This window comes from Sphingobacterium puteale, from assembly GCF_050986225.1.
In the GTDB taxonomy this organism is placed as follows: Bacteria; Bacteroidota; Bacteroidia; order Sphingobacteriales; family Sphingobacteriaceae; genus Sphingobacterium; species Sphingobacterium puteale.
This window is the reverse complement of record NZ_CP158959.1, coordinates 348443-371033: the sequence shown is the minus strand read 5'-3', so window position 1 is coordinate 371033 and position 22591 is coordinate 348443. Positions and strand designations below refer to the sequence as shown.

The 22591-nt window shown below is 42.5% G+C and carries 21 protein-coding genes; 11 read left to right on the top strand and 10 right to left on the bottom strand.

Annotation, left to right across the window (positions count from 1 at the left end):
- Nucleotides 1-49 precede the first annotated feature (49 nt).
- Nucleotides 50-526 carry a hypothetical protein gene (locus ABTV71_RS01565; protein WP_433902059.1) on the top strand — a complete coding sequence of 159 codons (477 nt, stop codon included), beginning with the start codon at nt 50-52 and terminating at the stop codon, nt 524-526.
- Nucleotides 527-560: 34 nt separating this feature from the next.
- On the opposite strand, the gene ABTV71_RS01560 is transcribed toward ABTV71_RS01565, so the two are convergent.
- From ABTV71_RS01560 to ABTV71_RS01550, 3 genes are all read right to left on the bottom strand, one after another.
- A complete protein-coding gene (locus tag ABTV71_RS01560; RefSeq protein WP_220700171.1) occupies nt 561-1010 on the bottom strand; it encodes a PepSY-like domain-containing protein in 450 nt (149 codons plus the stop codon).
- A gap of 65 nt (nt 1011-1075) precedes the next feature.
- Nucleotides 1076-2362 carry a sensor histidine kinase gene (locus ABTV71_RS01555; RefSeq protein WP_433902058.1) on the bottom strand — a complete coding sequence of 429 codons (1287 nt, stop codon included), beginning with the start codon at nt 2360-2362 and terminating at the stop codon, nt 1076-1078.
- Nucleotides 2359-3036, bottom strand: a complete 678-nt coding sequence (locus ABTV71_RS01550; RefSeq protein WP_121126941.1) for a response regulator transcription factor — start codon at nt 3034-3036, stop codon at nt 2359-2361. Before ABTV71_RS01550 ends, ABTV71_RS01555 begins: the two co-directional genes overlap by 4 nt.
- Nucleotides 3037-3245: 209 nt before the next feature.
- Here ABTV71_RS01550 and ABTV71_RS01545 point away from each other — a divergent pair, with 209 nt between their 5' ends.
- From ABTV71_RS01545 to ABTV71_RS01515, 7 genes are all read left to right on the top strand, one after another.
- Complete coding sequence (locus tag ABTV71_RS01545; RefSeq protein WP_433902057.1) at nt 3246-4106, top strand: helix-turn-helix domain-containing protein; 861 nt, start codon at nt 3246-3248, stop codon at nt 4104-4106.
- A gap of 113 nt (nt 4107-4219) precedes the next feature.
- Nucleotides 4220-5569: an amidohydrolase gene (locus ABTV71_RS01540; RefSeq protein ID WP_433902056.1), complete on the top strand. Its 1350-nt coding sequence runs from the start codon at nt 4220-4222 to the stop codon at nt 5567-5569.
- Between the two features lie 424 nt (nt 5570-5993).
- Nucleotides 5994-6836, top strand: coding sequence for an ABC transporter ATP-binding protein (locus ABTV71_RS01535; protein WP_433902055.1), 843 nt, complete (start codon nt 5994-5996; stop codon nt 6834-6836).
- The gene (locus ABTV71_RS01530) at nt 6820-7629 is read left to right on the top strand and encodes a hypothetical protein (RefSeq protein ID WP_121126937.1); all 810 of its coding nucleotides are present in this window, start codon (nt 6820-6822) and stop codon (nt 7627-7629) included. Before ABTV71_RS01535 ends, ABTV71_RS01530 begins: the two co-directional genes overlap by 17 nt.
- Nucleotides 7630-7631: 2 nt before the next feature.
- Complete coding sequence (locus tag ABTV71_RS01525; protein ID WP_121126936.1) at nt 7632-7985, top strand: GntR family transcriptional regulator; 354 nt, start codon at nt 7632-7634, stop codon at nt 7983-7985.
- Nucleotides 7986-7988: 3 nt separating this feature from the next.
- Nucleotides 7989-8735, top strand: coding sequence for a hypothetical protein (locus tag ABTV71_RS01520; protein ID WP_433902054.1), 747 nt, complete (start codon nt 7989-7991; stop codon nt 8733-8735).
- 37 nt (nt 8736-8772) lie between these two features.
- Nucleotides 8773-11022 carry a S41 family peptidase gene (locus ABTV71_RS01515; RefSeq protein WP_433902053.1) on the top strand — a complete coding sequence of 750 codons (2250 nt, stop codon included), beginning with the start codon at nt 8773-8775 and terminating at the stop codon, nt 11020-11022.
- Between the two features lie 20 nt (nt 11023-11042).
- Here ABTV71_RS01515 and ABTV71_RS01510 read toward each other — a convergent pair whose 3' ends face one another.
- A complete protein-coding gene (locus ABTV71_RS01510; protein ID WP_433902052.1) occupies nt 11043-12077 on the bottom strand; it encodes an acyltransferase family protein in 1035 nt (344 codons plus the stop codon).
- A 210-nt stretch (nt 12078-12287) separates the two neighbouring features.
- Between ABTV71_RS01510 and ABTV71_RS01505 the strand changes: the two genes are divergently transcribed.
- Genes ABTV71_RS01505 through ABTV71_RS01495 form a run of 3 tightly spaced genes read left to right on the top strand, consistent with a single transcriptional unit; the run spans nt 12288 to nt 15029 of the window.
- Entirely contained in the window at nt 12288-12815 is a 528-nt protein-coding gene (locus tag ABTV71_RS01505; RefSeq protein WP_433902051.1) for a hypothetical protein, read from the top strand.
- Nucleotides 12816-12838: 23 nt separating this feature from the next.
- The gene (locus ABTV71_RS01500) at nt 12839-13639 is read left to right on the top strand and encodes a hypothetical protein (protein ID WP_433902050.1); all 801 of its coding nucleotides are present in this window, start codon (nt 12839-12841) and stop codon (nt 13637-13639) included.
- Nucleotides 13614-15029, top strand: a complete 1416-nt coding sequence (locus ABTV71_RS01495; protein WP_121126930.1) for a hypothetical protein — start codon at nt 13614-13616, stop codon at nt 15027-15029. The genes ABTV71_RS01500 and ABTV71_RS01495 overlap by 26 nt, the downstream gene beginning before the upstream one ends.
- Here the strand turns inward: ABTV71_RS01495 and ABTV71_RS01490 are convergent.
- From ABTV71_RS01490 to rfbB, 6 genes are all read right to left on the bottom strand, one after another.
- Nucleotides 15026-17860 (bottom strand): hypothetical protein, encoded by a 2835-nt coding sequence (locus ABTV71_RS01490; protein WP_433902049.1) that lies wholly within the window; start codon nt 17858-17860, stop codon nt 15026-15028. The genes ABTV71_RS01495 and ABTV71_RS01490 overlap by 4 nt on opposite strands.
- An 85-nt stretch (nt 17861-17945) precedes the next feature.
- A complete protein-coding gene (locus ABTV71_RS01485; RefSeq protein WP_433902048.1) occupies nt 17946-18554 on the bottom strand; it encodes a LuxR C-terminal-related transcriptional regulator in 609 nt (202 codons plus the stop codon).
- A gap of 475 nt (nt 18555-19029) precedes the next feature.
- On the bottom strand, nt 19030-19890 hold the full coding sequence (rfbA, locus tag ABTV71_RS01480; protein WP_121126927.1) for a glucose-1-phosphate thymidylyltransferase RfbA: 861 nt from the start codon (nt 19888-19890) through the stop codon (nt 19030-19032).
- A 77-nt stretch (nt 19891-19967) separates the two neighbouring features.
- A complete protein-coding gene (rfbD, locus tag ABTV71_RS01475; RefSeq protein WP_433902047.1) occupies nt 19968-20825 on the bottom strand; it encodes a dTDP-4-dehydrorhamnose reductase in 858 nt (285 codons plus the stop codon).
- 87 nt (nt 20826-20912) lie between these two features.
- Nucleotides 20913-21464, bottom strand: a complete 552-nt coding sequence (gene rfbC / locus ABTV71_RS01470) for a dTDP-4-dehydrorhamnose 3,5-epimerase (RefSeq protein ID WP_433902046.1) — start codon at nt 21462-21464, stop codon at nt 20913-20915.
- 2 nt (nt 21465-21466) lie between these two features.
- Nucleotides 21467-22522, bottom strand: a complete 1056-nt coding sequence (rfbB, locus tag ABTV71_RS01465) for a dTDP-glucose 4,6-dehydratase (RefSeq protein ID WP_433902045.1) — start codon at nt 22520-22522, stop codon at nt 21467-21469.
- Nucleotides 22523-22591 lie beyond the last annotated feature (69 nt).

Sequence of the window (22591 nt, the reverse complement as noted above, 5' to 3'; positions counted from 1 at the left end):
TTATATTCGCTACATACAATTCGTAGTTAACACAAATTAATAACAATTTATGAATGTTTTTTTAGCCCTATTTTTTACAATTCTGATAGGACTAATACTATTGATCTTCTACCAATTCACGAATAAATCAAAATGGGTAAGCTGGATCTTTTTGAGCCTCCTGATTCCTATTTTTATCTTTTGGTTATATCTATTCAATTGGAGAAAGCCTAGCAAAGAGCGTGTAGAAGCATTGCTTGGATTCTGCCTTGAAGGTGATATAGAAGTTTTACGCGATGATTACGATGACGAACTCCGGGACTACGATTTGATTTATAAAATCAAACTCAACAATAAAGCAATTCGTCAAATTGATAACCATCTACAACAAATAAGTACTTCCTCTCTATATGATTCGATTTCGAAACCGAATTGGGTAAAAGAAAATCAGATTTATTATTACAACAAAACACAATCCAGACTGTTTTACAAGGTAAAAATTGACATCCGAGCCAAAACAATTGAATACCAGGAAACACAGATCTAAGGAAGATATTCCGTTACAATAAATCTTTCAATCATTAATCCCTTACCTTTCCTAATACATTCCCTTTGGGATCCACAACAAGTTTCCATTCGTTGGATCCACTTTTCACGTCGAATGCATAGGTAACCTTTTGCTCCTCCGTAATCTTTTTGACATCGTCGATACGATAGCCCGGAAATTCCTTTTTCACATGGGCAATCACAGCCTTTGGTAAATCATTTTTTGCAAGTTCTTCCTTATGGCGCACAATTTTACCGTTGCCCTGAATCCAGACTTCGTGGTCTGTTCCGAACAAACCTGTTTCAAATTCGGCTTCATAAAGACCCGCTTTCAGTTCCCAGTCAACCCCTTTTGCTTTCGGGAATTTTTGCTGAAAACTATTTACCACGACAGCAGGCACCTGACTTTGGGGAATATCCTGCGCAAAAGCTCCAATTGTTGAGAATGCAAGAATACCTGCACTTAATATCATTTTAACGTTCATGACTTTACTATTTTTAATGTATTACAAAGTAAAGCCCTGATTCTGTAAAGATTTGGGAATGAAAATTATGCCGAGGGAAAATTCAGTTTAAATATATGCTTGCTTTGGTCATAATGGTATGAAACCTCAAATCCATAGAGATGACAGATGGCCTGAACAATTGCAAGGCCCAGCCCCGTACCCTTTGAAGAAGCATCCGATTTATAAAATCTTGAAAATACCTGTTCAGCATCCAAAGGCCCCTCAACACCTGTATTTGCAACCAGCAGCGCATTTTCAGTGATCGTAATATCGACTTCCCCACCCTCTATATTATGGAACAAAGCATTGCGGATCAAATTTGACACCATGATATTGGCCAGGGAACTATCTAAGCTTAGATTAAGTTCCAGTTGTTGCTGCACCTGTATCGTGATATTTTTAAATGTGGCCATATCTTCAAGTTCCTCGACGATGTTTGTCACAAGCGTATTAAGCGAAAGATCCTCGTTGTTTAAAAATTGCCTGTTTTCAATCTTGGTAAGCAGCAATAGCGACTTATTCAATCGTACCAGCCGCTCCGCAGTGTTTAATACCTCGGCAATTGCATTTGCCTGTTCAGACTGCAGGCCCTCTGTCTCAACCATCATTTCAAGTTTATTGATCATTATCGCCAAAGGTGTCTGCAATTCATGCGAGGCATTTCCGATAAACTGTTTCTGCTGTTCGTAGATTTCCTCATTATGTCGGATTAATGTTGTTACGGCAAGCTGCAAGTCTTTAAATTCCACAATATTCGTATCCATGCTTGGCTTGTCATCCGATTTCCCAAGGCGAAATTTGGTCAGCTGATCTAAAAAATAATACAAGGGGCTCCATAATCGCTCAATAACTACCTTATTGATCAAGACAATACTGACCACCAACAGGAAAAATAAAATCAGAACAGAGTAAAACAGGTTTTTGATCAGGTCGCTCTCCTCGATCATCGAATTAATAATTGAAAGTTCGTAGTAATGCCCTTTATGCTCAAACGCCGTTGTCAGCATGCGCACAGGCTCCAGTTCTGGTTCGGGATCATCATCATCCTGCTTATACAACATGGTATCTTTGTATACATTCTGCATTTTGATCGCTTGCTGTTCGGGAATTTCACGTACCTTATAATTGTTAATTCCAAATTCCAGATCCGGAGATACAATTGCCTCGGAAGCCAGCTCCTGAATAATTAAGCGCTTTTGATTTTCCAATTCCTCATCAATATTATCGTGGATCACTTCCAGCATAAACAAATAAAAAATGGTCGACCACAGTGCAATAACCATCAGCACGGAGACGGAGAGATATTTGAGCGTCTGATTAGCTAATTTCATTTTTCCACAAGTTTATAGCCTATTCCATAGACTGCTTCAAAATCCACATTCGCCTGTTTTGTCAAAAATTTCTTTCGAAGATTTTTAATCTGGGAATAGATAAAATCGAGGTTATCTGCCTGATCGGTATTATCTCCCCAAACATGCTCGGCCAATGCACTCTTACTGACCAGGCGGTTTTTATTCAGCAAAAAATAGTTAAGGATATCAAACTCCTTTCTATTCAGCGCGACAGGTTCACCGGCAATCGAAAGATTACGATCATTCAGATCCAGCAGCAGATTGCCCATTGCCAATGTATTTTTGCCATCGCGTTGTTTTCTGCGCAATACCGCTTTAATCCGGGCATTTAACTCGGCGATATGAAAGGGTTTGGTCAGATAGTCATCGGCTCCAAGTTCCAGCCCCCGCAGCTTGTCATCCAAGGAATCCTTCGCAGAAATGATAATGACATTGTCCGATTTACCCTCCTGTTTAAGCAGATCCAAGACCTGCAATCCACTCCCTCCCGGAAGCATGATATCCAGCAAAATGCAATCATAGTCATAGACAGAGACTTTATCCATCGCCGATCTAAAATCGCCTGCAGTCTCTACGATATAATCTTCTTTGACAAGAGAGCCTTTCAACGTTTCCCTCAATTCCGCTTCATCTTCAATTATAAGTACTTTCATTGGACAATTGTTTTTTTAACCAAATCTCACCTCTATCCCTGGTTCAACTTTTCCTTACCCATTACAAATGTATTCCGAATTTAGGAAAGAATTGGGAAAATGACTATTGTTGTTTGCTGCACCATGACGGTCGGTATCAACCGATTTATTTTAATCCATTGCTCCAAATGCTATGGGCTTTTCGTATTTTAGGTCTGAGACATTGTACTATGGATAAACGAAATGCTAATAGCCGGGCACCGGTCATTGGATTGGACGGTTTTCGCAAAGAACAGACCGCCGGCCGGGAAGAACTGCTCTTCAATGAATTACATGGCGAAAAGCTGATAGAAAAACCCCATAAGCACGATTTTTTTATTATCAATTTATTTGATACCGCATCTGGTGTACATACGATTGATTCGATTGACTACCCGATTAAAAATCATCAGGTACATGTGCTATTCCCGGGCCAAATGCATAAGTGGCACGTTTATGCTGGTACAATTGGCTACCAATTGATGATCGAACGCTCATTTTTTGAGCATTTCGCGCCCTTCTTTCGCTTTTCCTTTACCAACTACCAGAACCATCCAGTGATTGACCTTACTAAAGAAGCCTTCTTTCTGCTACATTACGAATTTGAATCGGTCAAAAAAGAGCTGGAGCGTGAGCATTCATTGATTCCCCTGATTACAGCACGTGCCGCCGTGATCGCCGCCATCGTCAGCAGGGAAGCAGAGCATGTATTTACCGAATTTAAAGTCTATCAATCCGTCCCCCGTCTTGCCAAATTTAATATGTTGATAGACGAATTTTTCAGGGAACAGAAATTAGTTGCTTTTTATGCCGAGAAGCTACATATCTCCCCCAATTACCTCAATATTCTGTGCAAAAAACATTTGAAAATATCCGCCACCCAGCTCATCCATCAACGGATCTGTGTAGAAGCAAAACGCCTTCTTCAAAGTACGGAATCATCCATTAAAGAGGTCACATTCGAATTGGGATTTGCGGATCAAGCCTATTTTTCGAATTTTTTTAAGCAGCAGACGGGTGTAAGTCCAAGTGATTTTCGGGAAAAAAGATAAATCGCACAAGAAATGGCAGAAATTACCCAGTAATACTAAAGGTTTCGATCTATAACTTTGTAGGAGGCGATCCATTGTATGGATCTGTTAGATTGTATCGTAAACAGGAAATAATGAAACCAATAGCGCTTACACGCAAAGATTTTATCCGGAATTCTGCTTTTGCACTTGCCGGAGCAACATTGATCCCAAACATGCTCCATGCAGAAGACCGTAGCCAGTTTACCCAGCAGGAAGTTATAGCTGGGCGTCAAGGCAAAAAAAGTTATACGCTAAAGAATGTTTTATTGGAAACAGGCTTTGAATATGATGGAACTGGCAATGTCATCGCAACAAAAACCGGTCTTTTTACTGTACAGATCGAAGGCAGAAAAATCAAAAAGATTGGCCCCAATAGTACCGATGCCAATGCCATAGATGCAAAAGGCCGTCTGATGCTCCCTTCGTTTAGCGATATGCACATCCATCTGGACAAAACATTTTATGGGGATAAATGGCAAGCTGTACGCCGCGGTGCCGGAGGTGTCAAAGGAATGATCGCACTAGAGCAGCAGCTGCTTCCGGAACTGCTGAAAAACTCGACTTATAAGGCAGAAAAGCTTATTGAACTACTGCAATCCAAAGGAACAGCCTTCGCACGCAGCCACGTCAATATAGAGCCTACATCAAAATTAGATTCCTTGCATCACCTACAACTTGCACTGGAAAATAAGAAAAACAGTTTCGGGGCCGAGTTGGTTGCCTTCCCCCAACATGGGGTATACTACACGGATTCTGTTCCCTACCTCAAAGAAGCTGCAAAAACCAATATTGATTTTATCGGTGGAGTGGATCCCTTTACCATTGACGGTGCCATCGAGAAAACCATGGATTTCACTGTTCAGTTGGCATTGGATCATAACAAGGGAATTGACATCCATTTGCATGAGTCTGGCGAATCCGGATTGAAGACAGTGGAGTATCTGATCAAAAAAGTAAATGAAAATCCTGCATTAAAAGGAAAGACCTACCTCAGTCACTGTTTTGTTTTAGGAAGGCTCGAGAAAGCCAAACAACAGGAAATCGCGGAACAGCTCGGTGCAGCGCAGATCGGCATTGTCTCTACAATTCCTTTTGCTGGCTTGATTATGCCTATCCCAACACTCTTGGAAAACAAGGTCACCGTGATGACCGGAAACGACAGCATTGTCGATCACTGGAACACCTTTGGGACAGGAAGTGTTCTGCAAAAAGCCAATATGGCGGCCCAGGTATACGGACAGGTTACTGAGTATGGTCTGTCACGTATGTTGAAGTTGGCAACAGCAGGCCCGATTCCATTAGATGACAAAGGGCAGCAGCAATGGCCAAAGCCCGGTGACGACGCAAATATCGTACTCATCGATGCAAGCTGTTCGGCCGAAGCTATTTCGCGTATTTCACCGGTGGGATCCCTTATCTATCAAGGAAATATTGTCTACTAGCTTTCTGGCAGATAACGCACTACTCAACAGTTCTTCTTTCACCCAATGGCGGTCAATTGTCTTTTACGGGCTCTTGATCGCTCCCTTGTAAAATATATTATTACTAAAATCGTACGTACGTCATTTCGACTCCATGTTTGGGGCACATGATACCATAAAAAACAGAAAAGCCCGACGCTATTAAACGGCGAGCCTTATCCAGCTTATATAAAAAACGAAATTTTTAAACATAAGCAGCAGATGTACAGCGAAATAATTTCCATCAACCTTAAACATACTGTAAAAAAAGTATTCCATACCATTTCAGATAAAGCTAGCATGAGATGAATTATCTAAATGAATAAAAAAACAAATTTAATTTGGAAGTCAACATTTTCTGTTCTATCTTTAGTGTATCGGTGTTACGATACACTAAAACTAAATTATGATCATAGCAAAACAAATTAGCTTTGGCTATACAAAAAAAGATCAGGTCCTAAATAGTTTAAGCCTTGATCTGGAACGCCCCGGGATATACGGTCTTTTGGGCAAAAATGGAGCTGGGAAAACAACATTACTTAAACTATTGGCAGGTTCGCTATTTCCTGATCGAGGCCAGGTATACATAGACAACGTCTCTACACAGGAACGTCAGATTACAAGTCGTCAGCAGGTCTATTATTTAGCTGAACACCTTGAATCGCCTGACTGGTCTGCACACCGTCTGGGAAATATCTATGGCAGATTATATCCGAATTTTGATCATACACGATACTTGTACTACCTTGACATATTTGAAGTGAGCCCCGATACCTCGCACAAATCGCTTTCCATGGGTCAACAAAAAAAGGTCGAAATCGCCTTTGCCCTGGCAACTCAAGTCCCCTACCTATTTATGGATGAACCCACCAATGGATTGGATATTCTGTCCAAAAAGCAATTCCGGAGATTGATCAGTCAATATATCTCCGAAGAACAGTTGCTGATTATTTCCACCCATCAATTTCGTGAGATCGACCGGGTGATAGACCACCTTCTTATCGTTGATCATAAAAAGTTAGTGCTTAATCAATCTCTGGACGATATCGGCCAACAGTTTCTTTTTACCAATACGCCTATGGAAGATGAACAGCTGCTCTTTCAGGATGAAGGTATGTTGGGCAACTATGGGTTATATACCAATCCCTCGAAACGGGACTCTACATTGGATATCGAACTTTTGTTTACCGCAATCCATGGCTGTCCGGATCTTTTAAAAAATATGCAATACTATGAAAACAACGTTTAATTTTACCCGTTTGGGAATAGGTCTACGTGAATTCTATTACCTCTACCGCAAAGATTTCCGTACCATGGCACTTTTGGTATTTATACTCGCTATTCTTGGGAACCTCTATCCGACCAGTATTTTTTATGAACACATTATGCGCGATAGCAAGGAAACTCTCTCCATTGATACCGCCTTTAAACTTATCTCGGGCAAATCTGTCACTTTCAAACAGCTGATATTTATACCCGGACTGCTCGTTATCCCCGTCATATTTCAATATATCAAAAGAATACGGACTATCGTTTCCCGCAATTTGCTCCCTTTATCTGCATGGGAAAATACCATGGTTCCGATCCTAGGCACATTCGTTATGTTGTTGGTATTATTTTCTGAAATATACCTGCTCGATACCGCAATTGCCCAGATTTATCGTCAGATTTTTTTCAAAGATGCCATGGAGCTTTTAGCACAGAACGGGCAGTTATATCCCTATATAGACCCCTACGCTTACTTTAACCCCATACCACTGTCTTTTTATCTATTTTCCTTCAGCAAGCTTATTGTAATCAGTATTGTCGTCATGATTGGCTTGCTTAGCATCTGGAAGATAAATTTCCTGGGACTTGTCGGAATTTTTGCGCTCATTGGCGGCATCTATCTGGTGAATATGTGGCTTTCTGTTCGAACCTATAACTCGGATATTACAGCCCTGACGTACGGAAGCAGTATGATACAAATGATCTATCAGCTCTTTTTACTCATTATAGGTCTATATACTATTAAGCAGCTTTTTAAGGAGGGTCAGGTATAAGGATGCAGTTTAACTCAGAAAAACCGATCTACCAGCAGTTATTTGAACTTATCCAGCTCGATATCCTCGATGGCAAATGGCCCGAGGGCGGGCGGGTACCTTCGGTGCGTGAGCTGGCGGGCATCTTAGAGGTCAACCCCGGAACTGTGATGCGGGCTTATGAACAGCTCCAAGAAGAATTGATCCTGTTCAATCAGCGTGGCCGGGGACTATTTGTTGCTGAAAATGCGAAGGAGCTGATTTTAAAAAACCAACAGCAAGAAATGATTCAAAAGGAGATTCCCCAATTTGTCAAAAAAATGAAACAGCTCCAGATCAGTCTGGAAGATTTTGTAACCGTATTTAATAAATCCTAGATCATGAAAACATCAACAAAACTACTGTTCGGAGTATTTTTCCTGCTCCTGCTCGCGACCTGGTTTCCGCAACTTTTCGGTAAGATCAGATGGAATACAGATCTCGGTAAAACCGGAGACTTCATTTCCGCCCTTTGGGTAAATTCAAACTCGACCATGCAACTAATGGAACAGGTACCACAGCACATTAGATACGTTAAATTCCTAAAAGGTGCTGCTGATCAGAATAAAATGAACATTCTGTCAGCGGATAGGATTAAAATATATAATCCCAATCCCGACAACTTTCAGCTGTCACTTCGGCAGGATACCCTACTTGTCAAACTGATACCGACTGGACCACCACAGGCATTTTTCCTATGGATCCGGCCTGATGTCCAGCTTTTATTTGAAGACTGTAATGCAACCGTTCACCTGGGTAAATCTGCCGATCAAACCATGTACGCCACACGAAAGCCGATATTATTCCGTCAAAACTCACATGTACAGTTCTTTGCTGCCAAAGACAGTACAAAAATGCACCCTGATTTAAATCTTGACATACAGGCAAGCGGGCATTCCTTTGCTATTCTATATGATTTTGTTATCCATCAGTTTAATGCAACACTCGACAACAGTCAGATCAGTTATGGTTACGTGCAGATTGACCAGATCAATGTGAAGTCCAAAGGGAAAAGCCTGCTCAATAGCATAATCAAAAATACAGACAAGAATATCATCGGAAGCACAAAAATCGAACACCTAAATTAACTTTTCCAATAGCCATCATTAGACCAAAAACAAGATTATGACCAGGATCAGATCAATTTTGAAACAGATTAGACGGGTAAGCATACTACCACTATTATGTATAGCACATTTTAACGGCATGGCACAGGTAAAACCGGCCAAACCGCAGCTGAACCTAGATTTCGAGAAGGTCAAAAATGGCCGGCCAATAGGCTGGGGAATAACATCCAACAGTCAGTATGCCGGTCAATTGGACTCAGGTATTGTCCAGCATGGGAAATATTCTGTTTCTCTTACACATTTAGACGGTGAGGGCGGATTCGGCAATATCGGAATCACGATCCCCTACAGTTATCCCGGCAAAAAGATCACCTTGAGCGGGTATCTAAAGACCGAAAATGTAAGTGATGGATTTGCGGGGTTCTGGATGCGCATAGATCCGAAAGTCGCTTTCGACAATATGAATAAACAGCAGATAAAAGGCACTCAGGATTGGACAAAGTACGAAATTACCCTGGATTTAGATCCCACGAAAACCAAAGCCATTGTCTTTGGCGGCATCCTGATCGGAAAAGGAAAAATGTGGATCGACAATCTCAACATTCAGATTGATGGCAAAGATATTGCAACGCTGGAGCCCATCGCCCCAGCAAGAATCCCCGCAGAAGAGGATCACGAATTTGATCAAGGTTCCAACATAGGTACTTTCGAACTAGACCAGAACAAGCAAAAAGCCTTAAAAGATCTGGGACTGATCTGGGGTTTTCTTAAATATTATCATCCTCAGATTGCTGCCGGTAACTACAATTGGGATTATGCTCTTTTTCGCGTGCTTCCCAAAATACTTGCAGCCCATAATCAGCAACAACGCGATCAGGTGCTGACAGCATGGATTCGGTCTTTGGGAACATACGACACGCAGACAGACACTCAGGAGGAGCATAGAGAAATCAAATTAAGGCCTGATCTCAGCTGGATCAGCAGTTCCGGTTTCTCAGCTACGCTTCAACTGGAACTGCAAAAAGTACGCAAAGCCAAAAGAAATGGCAGCAACTATTATATTGAACTTGCAAGTGGCATTGGAAACCCTGTCATCAATAATGAAAACCCATATGCCGGTATGGATATGAAAGATCCCGGCTATCGTATTTTGAGCCTATATCGCTATTGGAATCTTATTCAATACTATTTTCCTTACAAAGAGCAGATCGGAAAAGACTGGAAAACAGTATTGGATGAATTTATTCCAAAAATGGTTGCGGCAGATAACACAAAAGCCTACACCCTGACAACCTTAGAACTGATCGGCAATATTCATGACACACATGCCAATATCTGGAGCAAGAATAAAATTATAGACGAATTCAGAGGTGAACGTATTGCAGCATGTTATGCGGACTTTATTCAGGATAAGGCTGTTATTACAGGATTTCATGATAAGGAAAGGGGAAATATCGCCGGATTAAAAGTCGGCGATATCCTGACCAGCATCAACGGAAAACCCATAGAAAGTATCGTTGCTGAGCAATTAAAATACTATCCGGCATCCAATTTGCCGACGCAACGCAGAGATATTGCCAACAATCTGTTGCGTTCCAACGACAGTACCCTACAACTGACCATTCAGGATGGTAAAAAAGTTTACAACCGATCGGTACCAACCTATCCCATGGACAAAATGCCACTATACAGCAAGTACCGGAATACAGATACCTGTTTCAAAATGCTTGATCGGGATATTGCCTATTTCAATAACGGAAATGCCAAGCGGAACTATCTTTCCGACTTAGTTGAGCATGTTAAAAATACCAAAGGATTGATTATTGATTGCCGCAATTATCCATCGGAATTTATTGTACACGATGTCTGCAGCTATTTACTACCTAGGGCCACCACATTTACAAAAATCACCGTAGGTGATATTTCCACACCTGGCCTGTTTTATACGTTGGTTGATCAAAAAACCGGGAACACAAATCCCGATTACTATAAAGGAAAAGTGGTGATCCTGGTCAATGAAATTACCCAAAGTAGTGCCGAATTCCATGCTATGGCCTATTCTACCCATCCTAATGCCCTAGTTATCGGTTCGACTACAGCGGCAGCAGATGGCAACGTGTCACCTTTTTTCTTGCCCGGCGGAATACGGACTATGTTTAGTGGTATCGGGATATATTACCCAAATGGAGATGATACACAGCGAGTGGGAGTTAAATTGGACGTGGATGTAAGTCCAACGATAGACGGGATTAAAGCCGGCAAAGATGAAGTGCTGGAAAAAGCGATCGCACTCATCCGACAGCCATAGCCGTTATCAAGGTTGTATCGCTAACGCTTAAAGAGCCTCATTATACGAGGCTCTACCCAATCGCTGAGGATGTAGGCAACACCCAACATCAGTAGCGTAACTGCAGAAACAAGCGCATATTTATTGACGTAGCCATGGAGCTGGTTGAAAATAATAAAACCGATATGCTGATGGATAAGATATAAGGGATAGGTCAGCATCCCAATTTTGATAAATTTGGGCGAGTTGAGACATTGTAGTTTCTTACAGGACACGAGTAACATGACCATATAAAACACAATGATGGTTACCGCAATTATATAGGGTGAAAAATCGCTATGAAAGGTCCTTGCCAGCCAATGAATACGGCCAATGGCGCCATCTATCGACAAATACATGCACCAGGACAATACAATAAAGTGCTTTACCGCAGGTCCCTGCAGAAAAATTTGGCAAAATATGATTCCTGCAATAAAATAAGCGCTCCAGTCCAGAATGAAAAGGTGATGGACAGTATCATAAATTTCTGATGGCCCAACAAACAGCCGCAAGCTTGACAATAACAACCAGAAGTAGACAAGATAGTCGAGACTCACCTGCCTAAATTTACTTATGACAAGAAACACCGCGATAATAAGGTAAAATCTCAATTCAACATAGAGAGACCAATACGCCCCATCGATATTTCCCTGTCCAAACAGTTCCTGAATCATGGTCAGGTTGGCCAGAAGCTGTTTGAATGTCACAAGATAGCGCGGCGCCCCAAAAAAATAAACGGTCATAAATGTAATGATCAAACAGATCCAGTACATTGGATACAAGCGTTTAAAACGAGAATAGCAAAATTTGGGCAGCGAACGATGTTTGATGGAAAAGGCGATCACAAAACCGCTGATGATAAAAAAAAGGTCAACACCAAGATACCCATATTTAAAATATTCACCGATCTCATCGAAATGCAGCAGGGACATGTTGCCCCCTTTATATCCCCGATATAAATAATGGTACAATACCACCGCAGATGCTGCAATAAAGCGAAACAGATCTATTTGATAGATTCTCCTGGATTCAGACATTTGAGCGCAAATATAGGCTGTTTCATTTATAGTTTCTGCTGACTGCCAAAAAGAACGCCATTAATTTCCTTGTTCACTAGCGCCAACATGGGTTGAAATAGCTGACGGACCAATGAATTTATAACATCATCATGTGACTGCCCCACATTGTATTTCCATCACATCGTGATTAACTTTACTTACGTTACATATCCCTAAAACGAGGAAATTATGAAAAAGAACCTATTCATCGTCTTTATTACCGTCGCCGCCATATGCTTCGGTCATCAAGCAAAAGCACAAGTAAAACCTACAGCAACTTCTGGTCCAGTTACCGTCAACATCAATCTTACCGATGCGATCTCCATTACTTTGGGCGCAGACCCAACTGTAAATTTTGATTATTTAACAGCTGCCGATTATGCCGCATCCAAAACGGTCACTAAAGCCAGTCATTTTACGGTGATCAGTAATAAGCCTTATAATCTTTCTGTAACCGCAATGGGCACATTTCAACCGGCTGGAGGACCGGATCTAGATATTGTTACAGTTAATGTACCGGCTTCAACGGCCAATGGCGGCACACCCGTTCCCAATGTACCGCTTAGCACTACTGCATCCGCTCTGGTCAATGGTTCTACGGCATCTAAAGGTGCTATATATACGGTTGAATATACCATTTCAGATCCAGCATCGTTGTTAAACCTTACGGGATCGACCTATAACACGACAGTAACTTATACGGCGACGCAACAATAAAAATCTGACTAAACATTTTATTTGTGAGATATTTAGCCGTATTTATTATCCTGATATGCGATACCCTGGTCCACGGACAGGGTATTTCCATTTCACCTTCGCGCATATTTTTTACCGGCGAAGCCGGACAGACCGTCAGTCAGCCCATTACCTTCAGTAATACCTCTACCGGCACACTTTCCTTTGTCGCGAATCTGAAAGATTGGGACCGCGACTCGTTGGGCAGTAAACGGTATTACGCCACAGGGAATAATACCGGGTCAAATGCTTCCTGGCTTACCTTATCTGAGAACACTGTACAGCTCGCCCCGGGGGAAACGAAGGTGGTCAATCTTTCCATGACAATCCCGGATAATATGGCAACGAAACGGCAGCGCCATAGCATGCTTTTCTTTACACAGGTCAAAGAACAAAAAGCAGCACAGGCAAATGGACTCCATATGAACGTCCTGATCGAAGTCGGCATCCAGGTATACCATACGCCGACCGGATTAAAATCCGGCGATCTAGAATTTCTAGCTTTTGAAGATAAAGGCGCCGTTACCATTCAGCAGGGGCAAGCCGCCCGTCGGATGGAAGTCAAGGTTAAAAATACAGGTCAGATCAATAAAGATGCCTATGTACGTTTTGAGCTGACCAATATAGCAACCGGGGAAGAGACCTCTGTAGACGCACTGCCAATTGCCATGCTTCCCGATTCGGAACAATGGGTTCGCGTAAATCTACCCCATAAACTTGCCCCCGGCCGGTACCTCGCTGTTGCGATACTCGATGCGGGGAGCCAATATGATTTAAAAATTGCGGAGAAAGAAATTACATATTAGTCTCGCTGCGTTACTGTCCGCCTTGAGCCATGGCATCCCCCATGCCGTGGCTCAGATCACTATTAATCTGCCAGAAGCGAACATTCAGGGACGTACCGATTACATCCAAAGTTTTACCGGCGGACAATATTCTTTTACATTACTTGCCCTGCTCCCGACAATCAGCACCAAAGCAATTAACAACACCAGTTTTGTCAGCACAACAGGCGGAACAGTTCCTTTAAACGTAGCGCACCTTAAACTGGAAAAAATCAACAATCTTTCGCTGCTCGGCTTAAGTAATGATGTCACGTTATCAACCGCCGATCAGGTTTTAATCAGTGCGCTGGCTACCGTAAGTCTTTCTGCAGGCCCCGTTATTATCAACTCACGTTTCGTTACCGCCAATCAAACATGGGTTTCAGGCATTTACAAAACTACGCTATCGCTTACTGCCTCCGGTATTTTAGGCGGTACCATCACACCCCCCAGCCAGGATTTCTCAATCAGTGTTCCGGCTTTTATAAGTCCACCGGCCAGTATCGGCACCACCAGCATTCTGGTCAATGATCTGAGCTATTATCGCGCTGCCAATGGCATCAGTAGCAATACTGTCATTCCCCTATCGACCACTGTCCCCTACATCCCAAGCATCAAAACAGGGAATACACAATTTAACTTTAGCACTACTGCAGCTTATAATGCACTACCGGTCACTTCTGTTTCGACGGTCAATACGACTTTAACAGGAACAGCAAATACAACAACGGCGGCTTTATCCACAACGGATCAATCATTAACCAATACAGCCGGTATTGCTGTACCCACAAACAACAGTCAATCGTTGACCTATACCTATAGCATCGGATTAAATCAGCTGAAAACAAATTTTATACAGGCAGGCACTTATTCCGTCCCATTGACCTACACCTGGAACAAATTAATGTCAGCCTATCCCATTGGCAGCCTACTGGCTCAGTCAAACGGAAACCTGTCTATTGTGGTGAGCGACCTTGCCGAAATCGTTGCCAATCAGCAGGCTGTTAACCTGTCTTTTACAACCGCCAACGACTATAAAAATGGTGTTAACGTCAATATGTCCAATCATCTAAAACTTAGCGCAACAAGCTCCTATAATCTTTACGTACGCGCCACATCGCCAAGTTTTACCTCAGGAGCCAACAGTATTCCTTTAAATGTACTGAACATCGGTCCGATGGCAGGTCAGAGCGGCATGAATACCGTAACACTTTCCACCACGGCCCAGCAGCTGATCCAGAATGCCGATCCCGTGATAGACCGTAATCTCAACATGCTTTACAGTATCCCCGCCAGCGCAACAGGTATGCTCCTCAACAAGCCGGCCGGCGCCTATACGGCCAATATTATTTTTAGCTTCGTCGCTCCTTAAAAGCGCTTAACACCGACTTTTCTGCGTTCATCCCGATAGTTAAAATCAGGAATTATGTTATCCTTATCTGCTTTTACTTCGATTTCACAATTTTGATTTTCGATCGAGAAAGGCATTCCTTCGGTAACAACAGTTATACTGTAATTTCCCAATGGAAGATACAGCACATAATCGCCGTTTTCTGAACTTAATGTACTGTAGGTTTTCCCCCGGCGATCTGCTGCGGAGATTTTTATTCCGCCAAGTTGCGGCCTTGTTTTCAGATACCTATTCTCAACAACCTTAATGCGTCCTTTTAAAGGTCTCGTTTTAATGAGCGGAATTTCCAGCCGCCGGTTTTTTGTCATCAATACATTTATCGGCCCCTGCGAAACCCAGCCCTTACTATTCTCCACCTGTATGCTATAGGGACCGGGCTCCATATCAACAAATTTGACCCGTCCGTTCCCGTCTGTCTGTGCCACTTCCTTTCCGGCCCGCACCAGCACGGCCCCGGCTCTGGCTTCTCCGACATCATGGCTACCGTTATTGTTGTCATCTTCGAAAAAAGTCAGTTCCAGCTTATGACCTTTCTGTCCGGCCCGTCGGCCAAAATTCTTTTCTATTCCCAGGCGGATCTGCCTATTGTCAAACGAATAACGGTTCAGCGGGTTAGGGTCAGGCGGTAAATTCGGATCCACAAGAAACAGCGATTTTCCGCTTATTGCCGTATAGAATAGGTCAGCCGTCAGATTCCAGTTGTCTTTTATCTGCCAGCGGACATTGCCATTCACCGAAAGATTATTACTTCGGGAGAAGCCATAATAGCTATACATGGTCGATAGCTGTACCTGAAGCTGGTTATTAAAGGCGTAAAATTGCGTATTTGGGCCCAACGAGTAAATGCTGTAATTCAAATTTGCGCTGGTAGTCAAAAGATCACTTAAGTAGTACGGGTTGATCTGAATAAATGTGTTAAATCCGAAAAACGTATTCGTGTAATTACCATTGACACGGAGCGAATGAAATGGCGCAATAGGTCTATTGGAGGTATTCCTATAAGTATATCCATAATCCGTTTGCAGCGAGAACCGGTGGTTCGCGGTAAAAAAATTGAGATCGGCTACCGTGCGAAGGGAATTCGACTTCCAGTTTACCGGATCAGTTGCAATCCCTCCCCAATGCTGGTAAGTACCCTGTTGGACCATAAAATAAGGCCTGAGTTCAAGTTGTAGTTTTCCAAGGCTGGTATGGTACCCCAACTCATAAATCTGTATCCCGGAAGCATTATGAAAAAAATAGTTACTGTCTCCGGCAAGGTATTTTGGACTATTATCCATATAACTGATCCGGGCAGAAAGGTTTCGACCGTTGGCCAGTGACATAGTAATACGCGAATCTGTCTGGGTAAGACCTCTGCGGAGTCCCACATAGTACGGTGAACTATAATAATTGACACTAGTAAGCTGGTAGTTGCCAAAAGACTTATTGTAATTTATACCCCCTGCTACCGCTAGCCTATTATTTCCACTTTCAACCTGTTCGATGCTTGTTCCCCCTTCCAGGAAAAGGCTATTATTATTGCCCAGATCAATAAAACTTTTACCACTAAACAGACCACTGCGGACGCCGCGATAATCGTTGTTGCTATGTAAGAAGGCAATGCTGTTCTCCTGATTTTTTTCGGTCTGAATGGCATATTTAACGCCAACAATTTCCCCGCCGGGAACCTGATTATCCATTTCTGTAAACAACATGTAATTGTTCTGGATCGCATAAAGGCTGAGGGAACGTCGCTTATCGAATTTGTAAGTCCCTTTTATACCGCGTCCATTGATAAACTGATCGAGATTCTCATAAATATTCCCCAGTTTCACCCCCCACTTTTCGGTATCGTAATCCAGATAGGTATCGTATAGGTTAAAAGTACGTTGATTCTGATAATAATCAAGATTCATTCGGTAGCTCAATCTATCTTTGTTGTTCAGATCAATTTTTCCGTCACCCTGTAACTGATAAACCGAAATATCCTGCCCCAAATTGATATAACGCAAGGCAGCTCTATTGTCCAGAGGCTGATTTTGCACATTCATATTGGAAAAGAAACGCTTTACGCTACCCACTGTCATGATACGGATACGACCGGAAGCCAATACGCTACCGCCACCCTCGACGGCCTGAATATCAACATCGAAATCCGTATTTATATTTTTCTTCCGCAAACGGGCTGTAAAAGTCAGCAAAGACTGTCCTCCTGCGACCAATGTGAACGGCAGGGTTTCACCGATGATCTCCAGATCGGGAGAAAGATTGGGAAAACGCAACTGAACGGTCAGCGGTACCAATCCCCGGTTGACGGCCCGTACCAAAAATTGCGTCTGCCCCGTGGCCTGATCCAGGTAATATTCCGGCTGTTCGGTCTGTATCAGGAAAGACTGTTCCCTATCCAAGTGCGTATAAAAGGACTGGCGGTCCTGTATTTTTACTGTGTGGTCATCCGATTCCAATCCGATCGTAAAGGCCTGTGTTCCCTGAACAATGGTCTGGCGATCGGCCATATATTTTAGCGGAAAAATTTTCGTTTCCTTGGGCTTTAAAAGAATCGATCCGGGTAATTTTATCAGACCCCGGAGAGCAGCCGTGTTATCTGCACCGGATTTTAATTCAATCGGTCTATCGGTATGGTTGGTGATACTTAACTTATTGGAGAATGTCCGTGAAGATGTAATATGGATCGTATCACGTTCAAAATAATAGGCAATATCGTACTGTTGCTGACCTCTCGCCCGGGACTGGAGAAGAACAGCATGGCAGAAAAGAAACAGGAAAATCCAGCGGTTTCTTATTGGCATAGCATACGATTCAAATATCCATAAAAGTCAGGCTAAATTCCATGAGATTAAAATATACACCGTCACATCTTCATGTAACGAAATCTTAGGCTGTCAATTGGGCGATCAGCTCTCCTTTGCTGTTGATCTGAAGCTTTCGGTAAATTCGTTTGATGTAAATCCGCACCGTATCCAATGAAATGGTATATTTTTGAGCGATCATTTTGTAGCTCAACCCCTCGATGATCCCATTGGCAATCTGGAGTTCCCGTGCAGTAAGCAGCTCTTCAATTTTTTTTGATTTAAAACTTTGCTCGATTAGGGCTCTATTTACGCCCGGACTTACAAAGGATCCTTCGTTTAAGGTAATCTTAATTGCAGCAAGAAGCGAATCCATGCAGGTTTGTTTCAATAGGTATCCGACAGCACCGTGTCTAAAGCAACTACGTACAGTCTTGACATCGCAGGTGTTGGTTAATATCACAATTTCAGTTTTGGGAAAAATACTTTTCACATGTTCGACGATCAGCGGTTCCTGGTGTTCAATATCCAGGATCAGCACATCCGGTGCGGTCATGGCCCGGTCCACCCGACCCTTGCCGATATCAAAAATAACTTCGATCTGATTTGCCGCTACTTTATTCTTGCTGTTAAGTACACGCTGCGTTTCTTGTCTTGCGTGTTCGTCACTATCTATGATGCCTACAGTAATCATATGTTTGTTATTATTCCGTATTATAATCAGTCATATGCGCGCTGATATCATGTTCTGAACACAACTCATGTCAATTCGAATCATGCGAGCACAATTTAGATCAGATTCTATCGTATTTGTATCACTTCAAAAACAACTAATAAAAAAGAATTGTTTTATAAAAGAAAAAAACCATAAATATATTAGAAATTTTTTTCGATATAAGACGACAAGCCTATTGGCAGTAAAATCGCGATAAGGAATAAATAAGTGCACAGGGAAAGCGGATTGAGACTTTTCATAAGGTATAATTGCGTTTGTATAAAATGGATTATATGCAATTATAGCTATTTTTGAAAGAAAACCAAAGGTTCTCTTTTTAATTTTATTGAATTACGGCAAAAAAAATATCCTGTAGAAGATTCCGTGTAAACAGGATCCATACCACAGGACTATTTTATAAATGGTTGTCGGTGATGAACATCGTATCAAGTGATCATTTAACAATATGTTTCAGATACTCACCATATCCAGATTTGCACAAAGGCTCAGCAATAGTAAGCAACTGCGCCCTATCAATATAGCCCATGCGATAGGCAACCTCTTCAATTGCACCTATTTTCATCCCCTGACGCTCTTCGATCACCTGGACAAACTGTCCTGCCTGCATTAAGGACTGTATAGTCCCCGTATCCAGCCAGGCGGTACCGCGGTCAAATATGCCGACTTTTAATTTGCCCTGGCGCAAATATTCTTTGTTGATATCCGTAATCTCCAGCTCTCCCCGCGCTGACGGCTTGATACTTTTTGCAATTGCCACGACATCGTTGTCGTAAAAATAAATCCCGGGAACAGCATAGCTGGATTTTGGCTGATTGGGTTTCTCTTCGATAGAAACTACATTTTTCGCAGCATCAAATTCGACTACGCCATAACGTTCAGGATCCTGTACAGGATAAGCAAATACGACACCGCCATCAGGATCTGCGCAGGATTGCAATAGTTTCGATAGCCCTGATCCATAGAAAATATTATCGCCAAGAATTAATGCGACCTTGTCGTCACCGATAAACTCCTCCCCCAATATAAAGGCCTGCGCGAGGCCATCGGGGCTTGGCTGTTCCTTGTATTCAAAGCGACAGCCCAATTGGGAGCCATCTCCCAACAACTTTTGAAAGTTTGGTAAATCCTGTGGAGTCGAGATAATCAATATCTCGCGGATACCTGACAACATAAGCGTAGACAATGGATAGTATATCATTGGCTTATCGTATACGGGCATTAATTGCTTACTCACGGCGAGCGTTAAAGGGTGCAAACGGGTTCCCGATCCACCGGCTAATATAATTCCTTTCATTTTTATCCAGCTATTCGTATTGAGACTTTCGTATTTAAAATTTGGCTGTATAAGCCTTCAGCTTAATAATCTTTTTTCTAATTTTTAATTTCCTCGGCCAGCATTTTAGCCAGACTTAGCTTCCAATCCGGTACAGCTATGTCAAAGGCTGCCTTAATCTTCGATTTATCAAGCAGTGAATACTTTGGCCGTTGCGCAGGTGTAGGGTAGGCACTCGTCGGAATTGGCTTTACCTGACAATCAAACGAACGGAAATCCCGTATTGCTACAGCGAAATCATACCAGGATATCTCCCCCTCATTGCTGTAGTTATAGATTCCGGCTTTCCAGTCCTGTGCATCAGCGATTTTCAAAATCGCCATCGCCAGATCTTTTGCATACGTCGGGGTACCGATCTGATCATTGATTACATTTACCTGATCGCGTTCGGCCATTAGACGACACATCGTCTTGACAAAATTCTTCCCATAAGCAGAATACACCCAGGATGTCCGGATAATAATCGACTCGGGACACCATTTCTGAATAGCCCGTTCCCCGGCAAGTTTGGTCCGGCCATAGACATTGATCGGTGCTGTCGGTGCATCTTCGCTTAGCGGAACAGCAGAATTACCATCAAACACATAATCCGTTGAAACCGCGATCAGCTTGCTGCCATGGAGGCGACAGTATTGTGCAATCTCCTCACAGGCTAAATGATTGACCAAATTAGCTGTTTCATATTCTTCTTCGGCTTTATCTACGGCCGTATAAGCGCCCGCATGAATAATTAAATCGGGCTGATACATAGCCAAAATATCCTGAATCAGGATAATCTGATCCAAAGGTAATTGCTTACGGTCCAAAAAGTAGCACTCTTTTTCGGTATCATTGACCAATAATTCATACAATTCAGATCCTAGCTGTCCGGAAGCGCCGGTAATGACGATTTTCATCAAAATCTTTTTTATGGTTAAAGCATCCTGATCTGTTTATCCCCTCCGAGCAGGAGCATTTATGTCGGTCAGCACGCTATTCTTATATTACAATTTATCGGATAATGCGGCGAAGCCTTGTGCCTCTTTGTCTTTCTGGGACAAGATCATCTGTTCCGCTGGAATTTGCCAGTCGATCGCCAGCTGCTGATCTAATGGATGTACACCATCCTCCGCTTCTTTATTATACTTATTGTCACATTTATAAGCGAATACCGCATGCCCGGACAATACTGAAAATCCATGTAAAAACCCACGTGGAACAAATAGCTGTTTTTTATTTTCCGCGGAGAGCTCCACGGCAACATGCTGCCCATAAGTAGGGGAGCCGGGCCGAACATCAACAGCGACATCCAGTACGCTGCCCTCCAGTACACGGACCAATTTTGCCTGTGCATGGTCTCCGGCTTGCATATGCAATCCCCTTACAACACCAAATTGAGATTTCGACTGGTTATCCTGCACAAAATGCGGATTATAACCTAAGATGGTAGCCAGTCTGTTTTCATTATAAGATTCAAAAAAATAACCTCTTTCATCTTCGAATACCACAGGCTCCAAAATAAAACAACCGGATAGTTTCGTTTCTGTATATTTCATATTTAAGCGCCGTGATATTGATTATTATAATAGTGCTGGTAGTCTCCCGTAGTCACATGATCCAGCCATTCCTGATTGGACAGGAACCAGTCTATCGTCAGCGACAGGCCCTGCTCAAAAGTTACTGACGGACTCCAGCCCAGCTCTGCATTTATTTTACTTGCATCAATCGCATAACGCAGGTCATGGCCCGGACGGTCTTTCACAAAGGTAATCAGGGAAGCTGCCGTCCCCTGTTCCCGACCTAATTTGACATCCATTTGTCGACAAAGCTCCTTGATCAGGTCTATATTCTGCCACTCGTTAAAGCCCCCCACATTGTACGAATCGCCATCTTTACCTTCATGAAAAACCAGATCAATCGCTTTGGCATGATCGATCACAAAAAGCCAGTCGCGTGTATATTTACCGTCTCCGTATACAGGCAATGGCTTATCGTGTAAAATATTATGAATGCACAACGGAATCAGTTTTTCAGGAAAATGATTGGGTCCATAATTGTTGGAGCAATTGGTCAGCACAATTGGCAGTCCATAGGTATCGTGATAAGCACGGACAAAATGGTCCGAGCTCGCTTTGGAAGCCGAATATGGTGAGTGCGGATCATATTTGGTGTCTTCCGTAAAAAAACCGGATTCTCCCAGCGCGCCAAATACCTCATCCGTAGAAACATGATGAAAACGTTTTCCCCTAAAATTATCCTTCCAGATTGCATGGGCAGCATTCAACAGATTTACTGTCCCGATCACATTGGTCATCACAAATGCTGTCGGATCTGCAATAGAACGATCGACATGGGATTCTGCCGCCAAGTGAATCACACCATCCGGCTGATATTGTTTAAAAACAGCATTCATCGCTGCCTGATCCGTAATATCCGCTTTGACAAAGGTATAATTCGGACGGTCCTCGATATCTTTCAGATTTTCAAGGTTGCTGGCATATGTCAGGGCATCCAAGTTAATAATCTGATAATTTGGATACTTTACAACAAATTCACGAACGACATGGGATCCGATAAATCCTGCGCCTCCTGTGATTAAGATCTTTTTATTCATATATCTTGATTATAGACAGCGTACCGTTCGAGTTAATCTGTCCAACATTATTACCTTAATTAAATAGTT

Bases quoted from the DNA above. Each gene is read 5' to 3' on its own strand.
- ABTV71_RS01565 (WP_433902059.1), top strand. From the start codon at position 50: ATGAATGTTTTTTTAGCCCTATTTTTTACAATTCTGATAGGACTAATA.
- ABTV71_RS01560 (WP_220700171.1), bottom strand. From the start codon at position 1,010: ATGAACGTTAAAATGATATTAAGTGCAGGTATTCTTGCATTCTCAACA.
- ABTV71_RS01555 (WP_433902058.1), bottom strand. From the start codon at position 2,362: ATGAAATTAGCTAATCAGACGCTCAAATATCTCTCCGTCTCCGTGCTG.
- ABTV71_RS01550 (WP_121126941.1), bottom strand. From the start codon at position 3,036: ATGAAAGTACTTATAATTGAAGATGAAGCGGAATTGAGGGAAACGTTG.
- ABTV71_RS01545 (WP_433902057.1), top strand. From the start codon at position 3,246: ATGGATAAACGAAATGCTAATAGCCGGGCACCGGTCATTGGATTGGAC.
- ABTV71_RS01540 (WP_433902056.1), top strand. From the start codon at position 4,220: ATGAAACCAATAGCGCTTACACGCAAAGATTTTATCCGGAATTCTGCT.
- ABTV71_RS01535 (WP_433902055.1), top strand. From the start codon at position 5,994: ATGATCATAGCAAAACAAATTAGCTTTGGCTATACAAAAAAAGATCAG.
- ABTV71_RS01530 (WP_121126937.1), top strand. From the start codon at position 6,820: ATGAAAACAACGTTTAATTTTACCCGTTTGGGAATAGGTCTACGTGAA.
- ABTV71_RS01525 (WP_121126936.1), top strand. From the start codon at position 7,632: ATGCAGTTTAACTCAGAAAAACCGATCTACCAGCAGTTATTTGAACTT.
- ABTV71_RS01520 (WP_433902054.1), top strand. From the start codon at position 7,989: ATGAAAACATCAACAAAACTACTGTTCGGAGTATTTTTCCTGCTCCTG.
- ABTV71_RS01515 (WP_433902053.1), top strand. From the start codon at position 8,773: ATGACCAGGATCAGATCAATTTTGAAACAGATTAGACGGGTAAGCATA.
- ABTV71_RS01510 (WP_433902052.1), bottom strand. From the start codon at position 12,077: ATGTCTGAATCCAGGAGAATCTATCAAATAGATCTGTTTCGCTTTATT.
- ABTV71_RS01505 (WP_433902051.1), top strand. From the start codon at position 12,288: ATGAAAAAGAACCTATTCATCGTCTTTATTACCGTCGCCGCCATATGC.
- ABTV71_RS01490 (WP_433902049.1), bottom strand. From the start codon at position 17,860: ATGCCAATAAGAAACCGCTGGATTTTCCTGTTTCTTTTCTGCCATGCT.
- ABTV71_RS01485 (WP_433902048.1), bottom strand. From the start codon at position 18,554: ATGATTACTGTAGGCATCATAGATAGTGACGAACACGCAAGACAAGAA.
- rfbA (WP_121126927.1), bottom strand. From the start codon at position 19,890: ATGAAAGGAATTATATTAGCCGGTGGATCGGGAACCCGTTTGCACCCT.
- rfbD (WP_433902047.1), bottom strand. From the start codon at position 20,825: ATGAAAATCGTCATTACCGGCGCTTCCGGACAGCTAGGATCTGAATTG.
- rfbC (WP_433902046.1), bottom strand. From the start codon at position 21,464: ATGAAATATACAGAAACGAAACTATCCGGTTGTTTTATTTTGGAGCCT.
- rfbB (WP_433902045.1), bottom strand. From the start codon at position 22,522: ATGAATAAAAAGATCTTAATCACAGGAGGCGCAGGATTTATCGGATCC.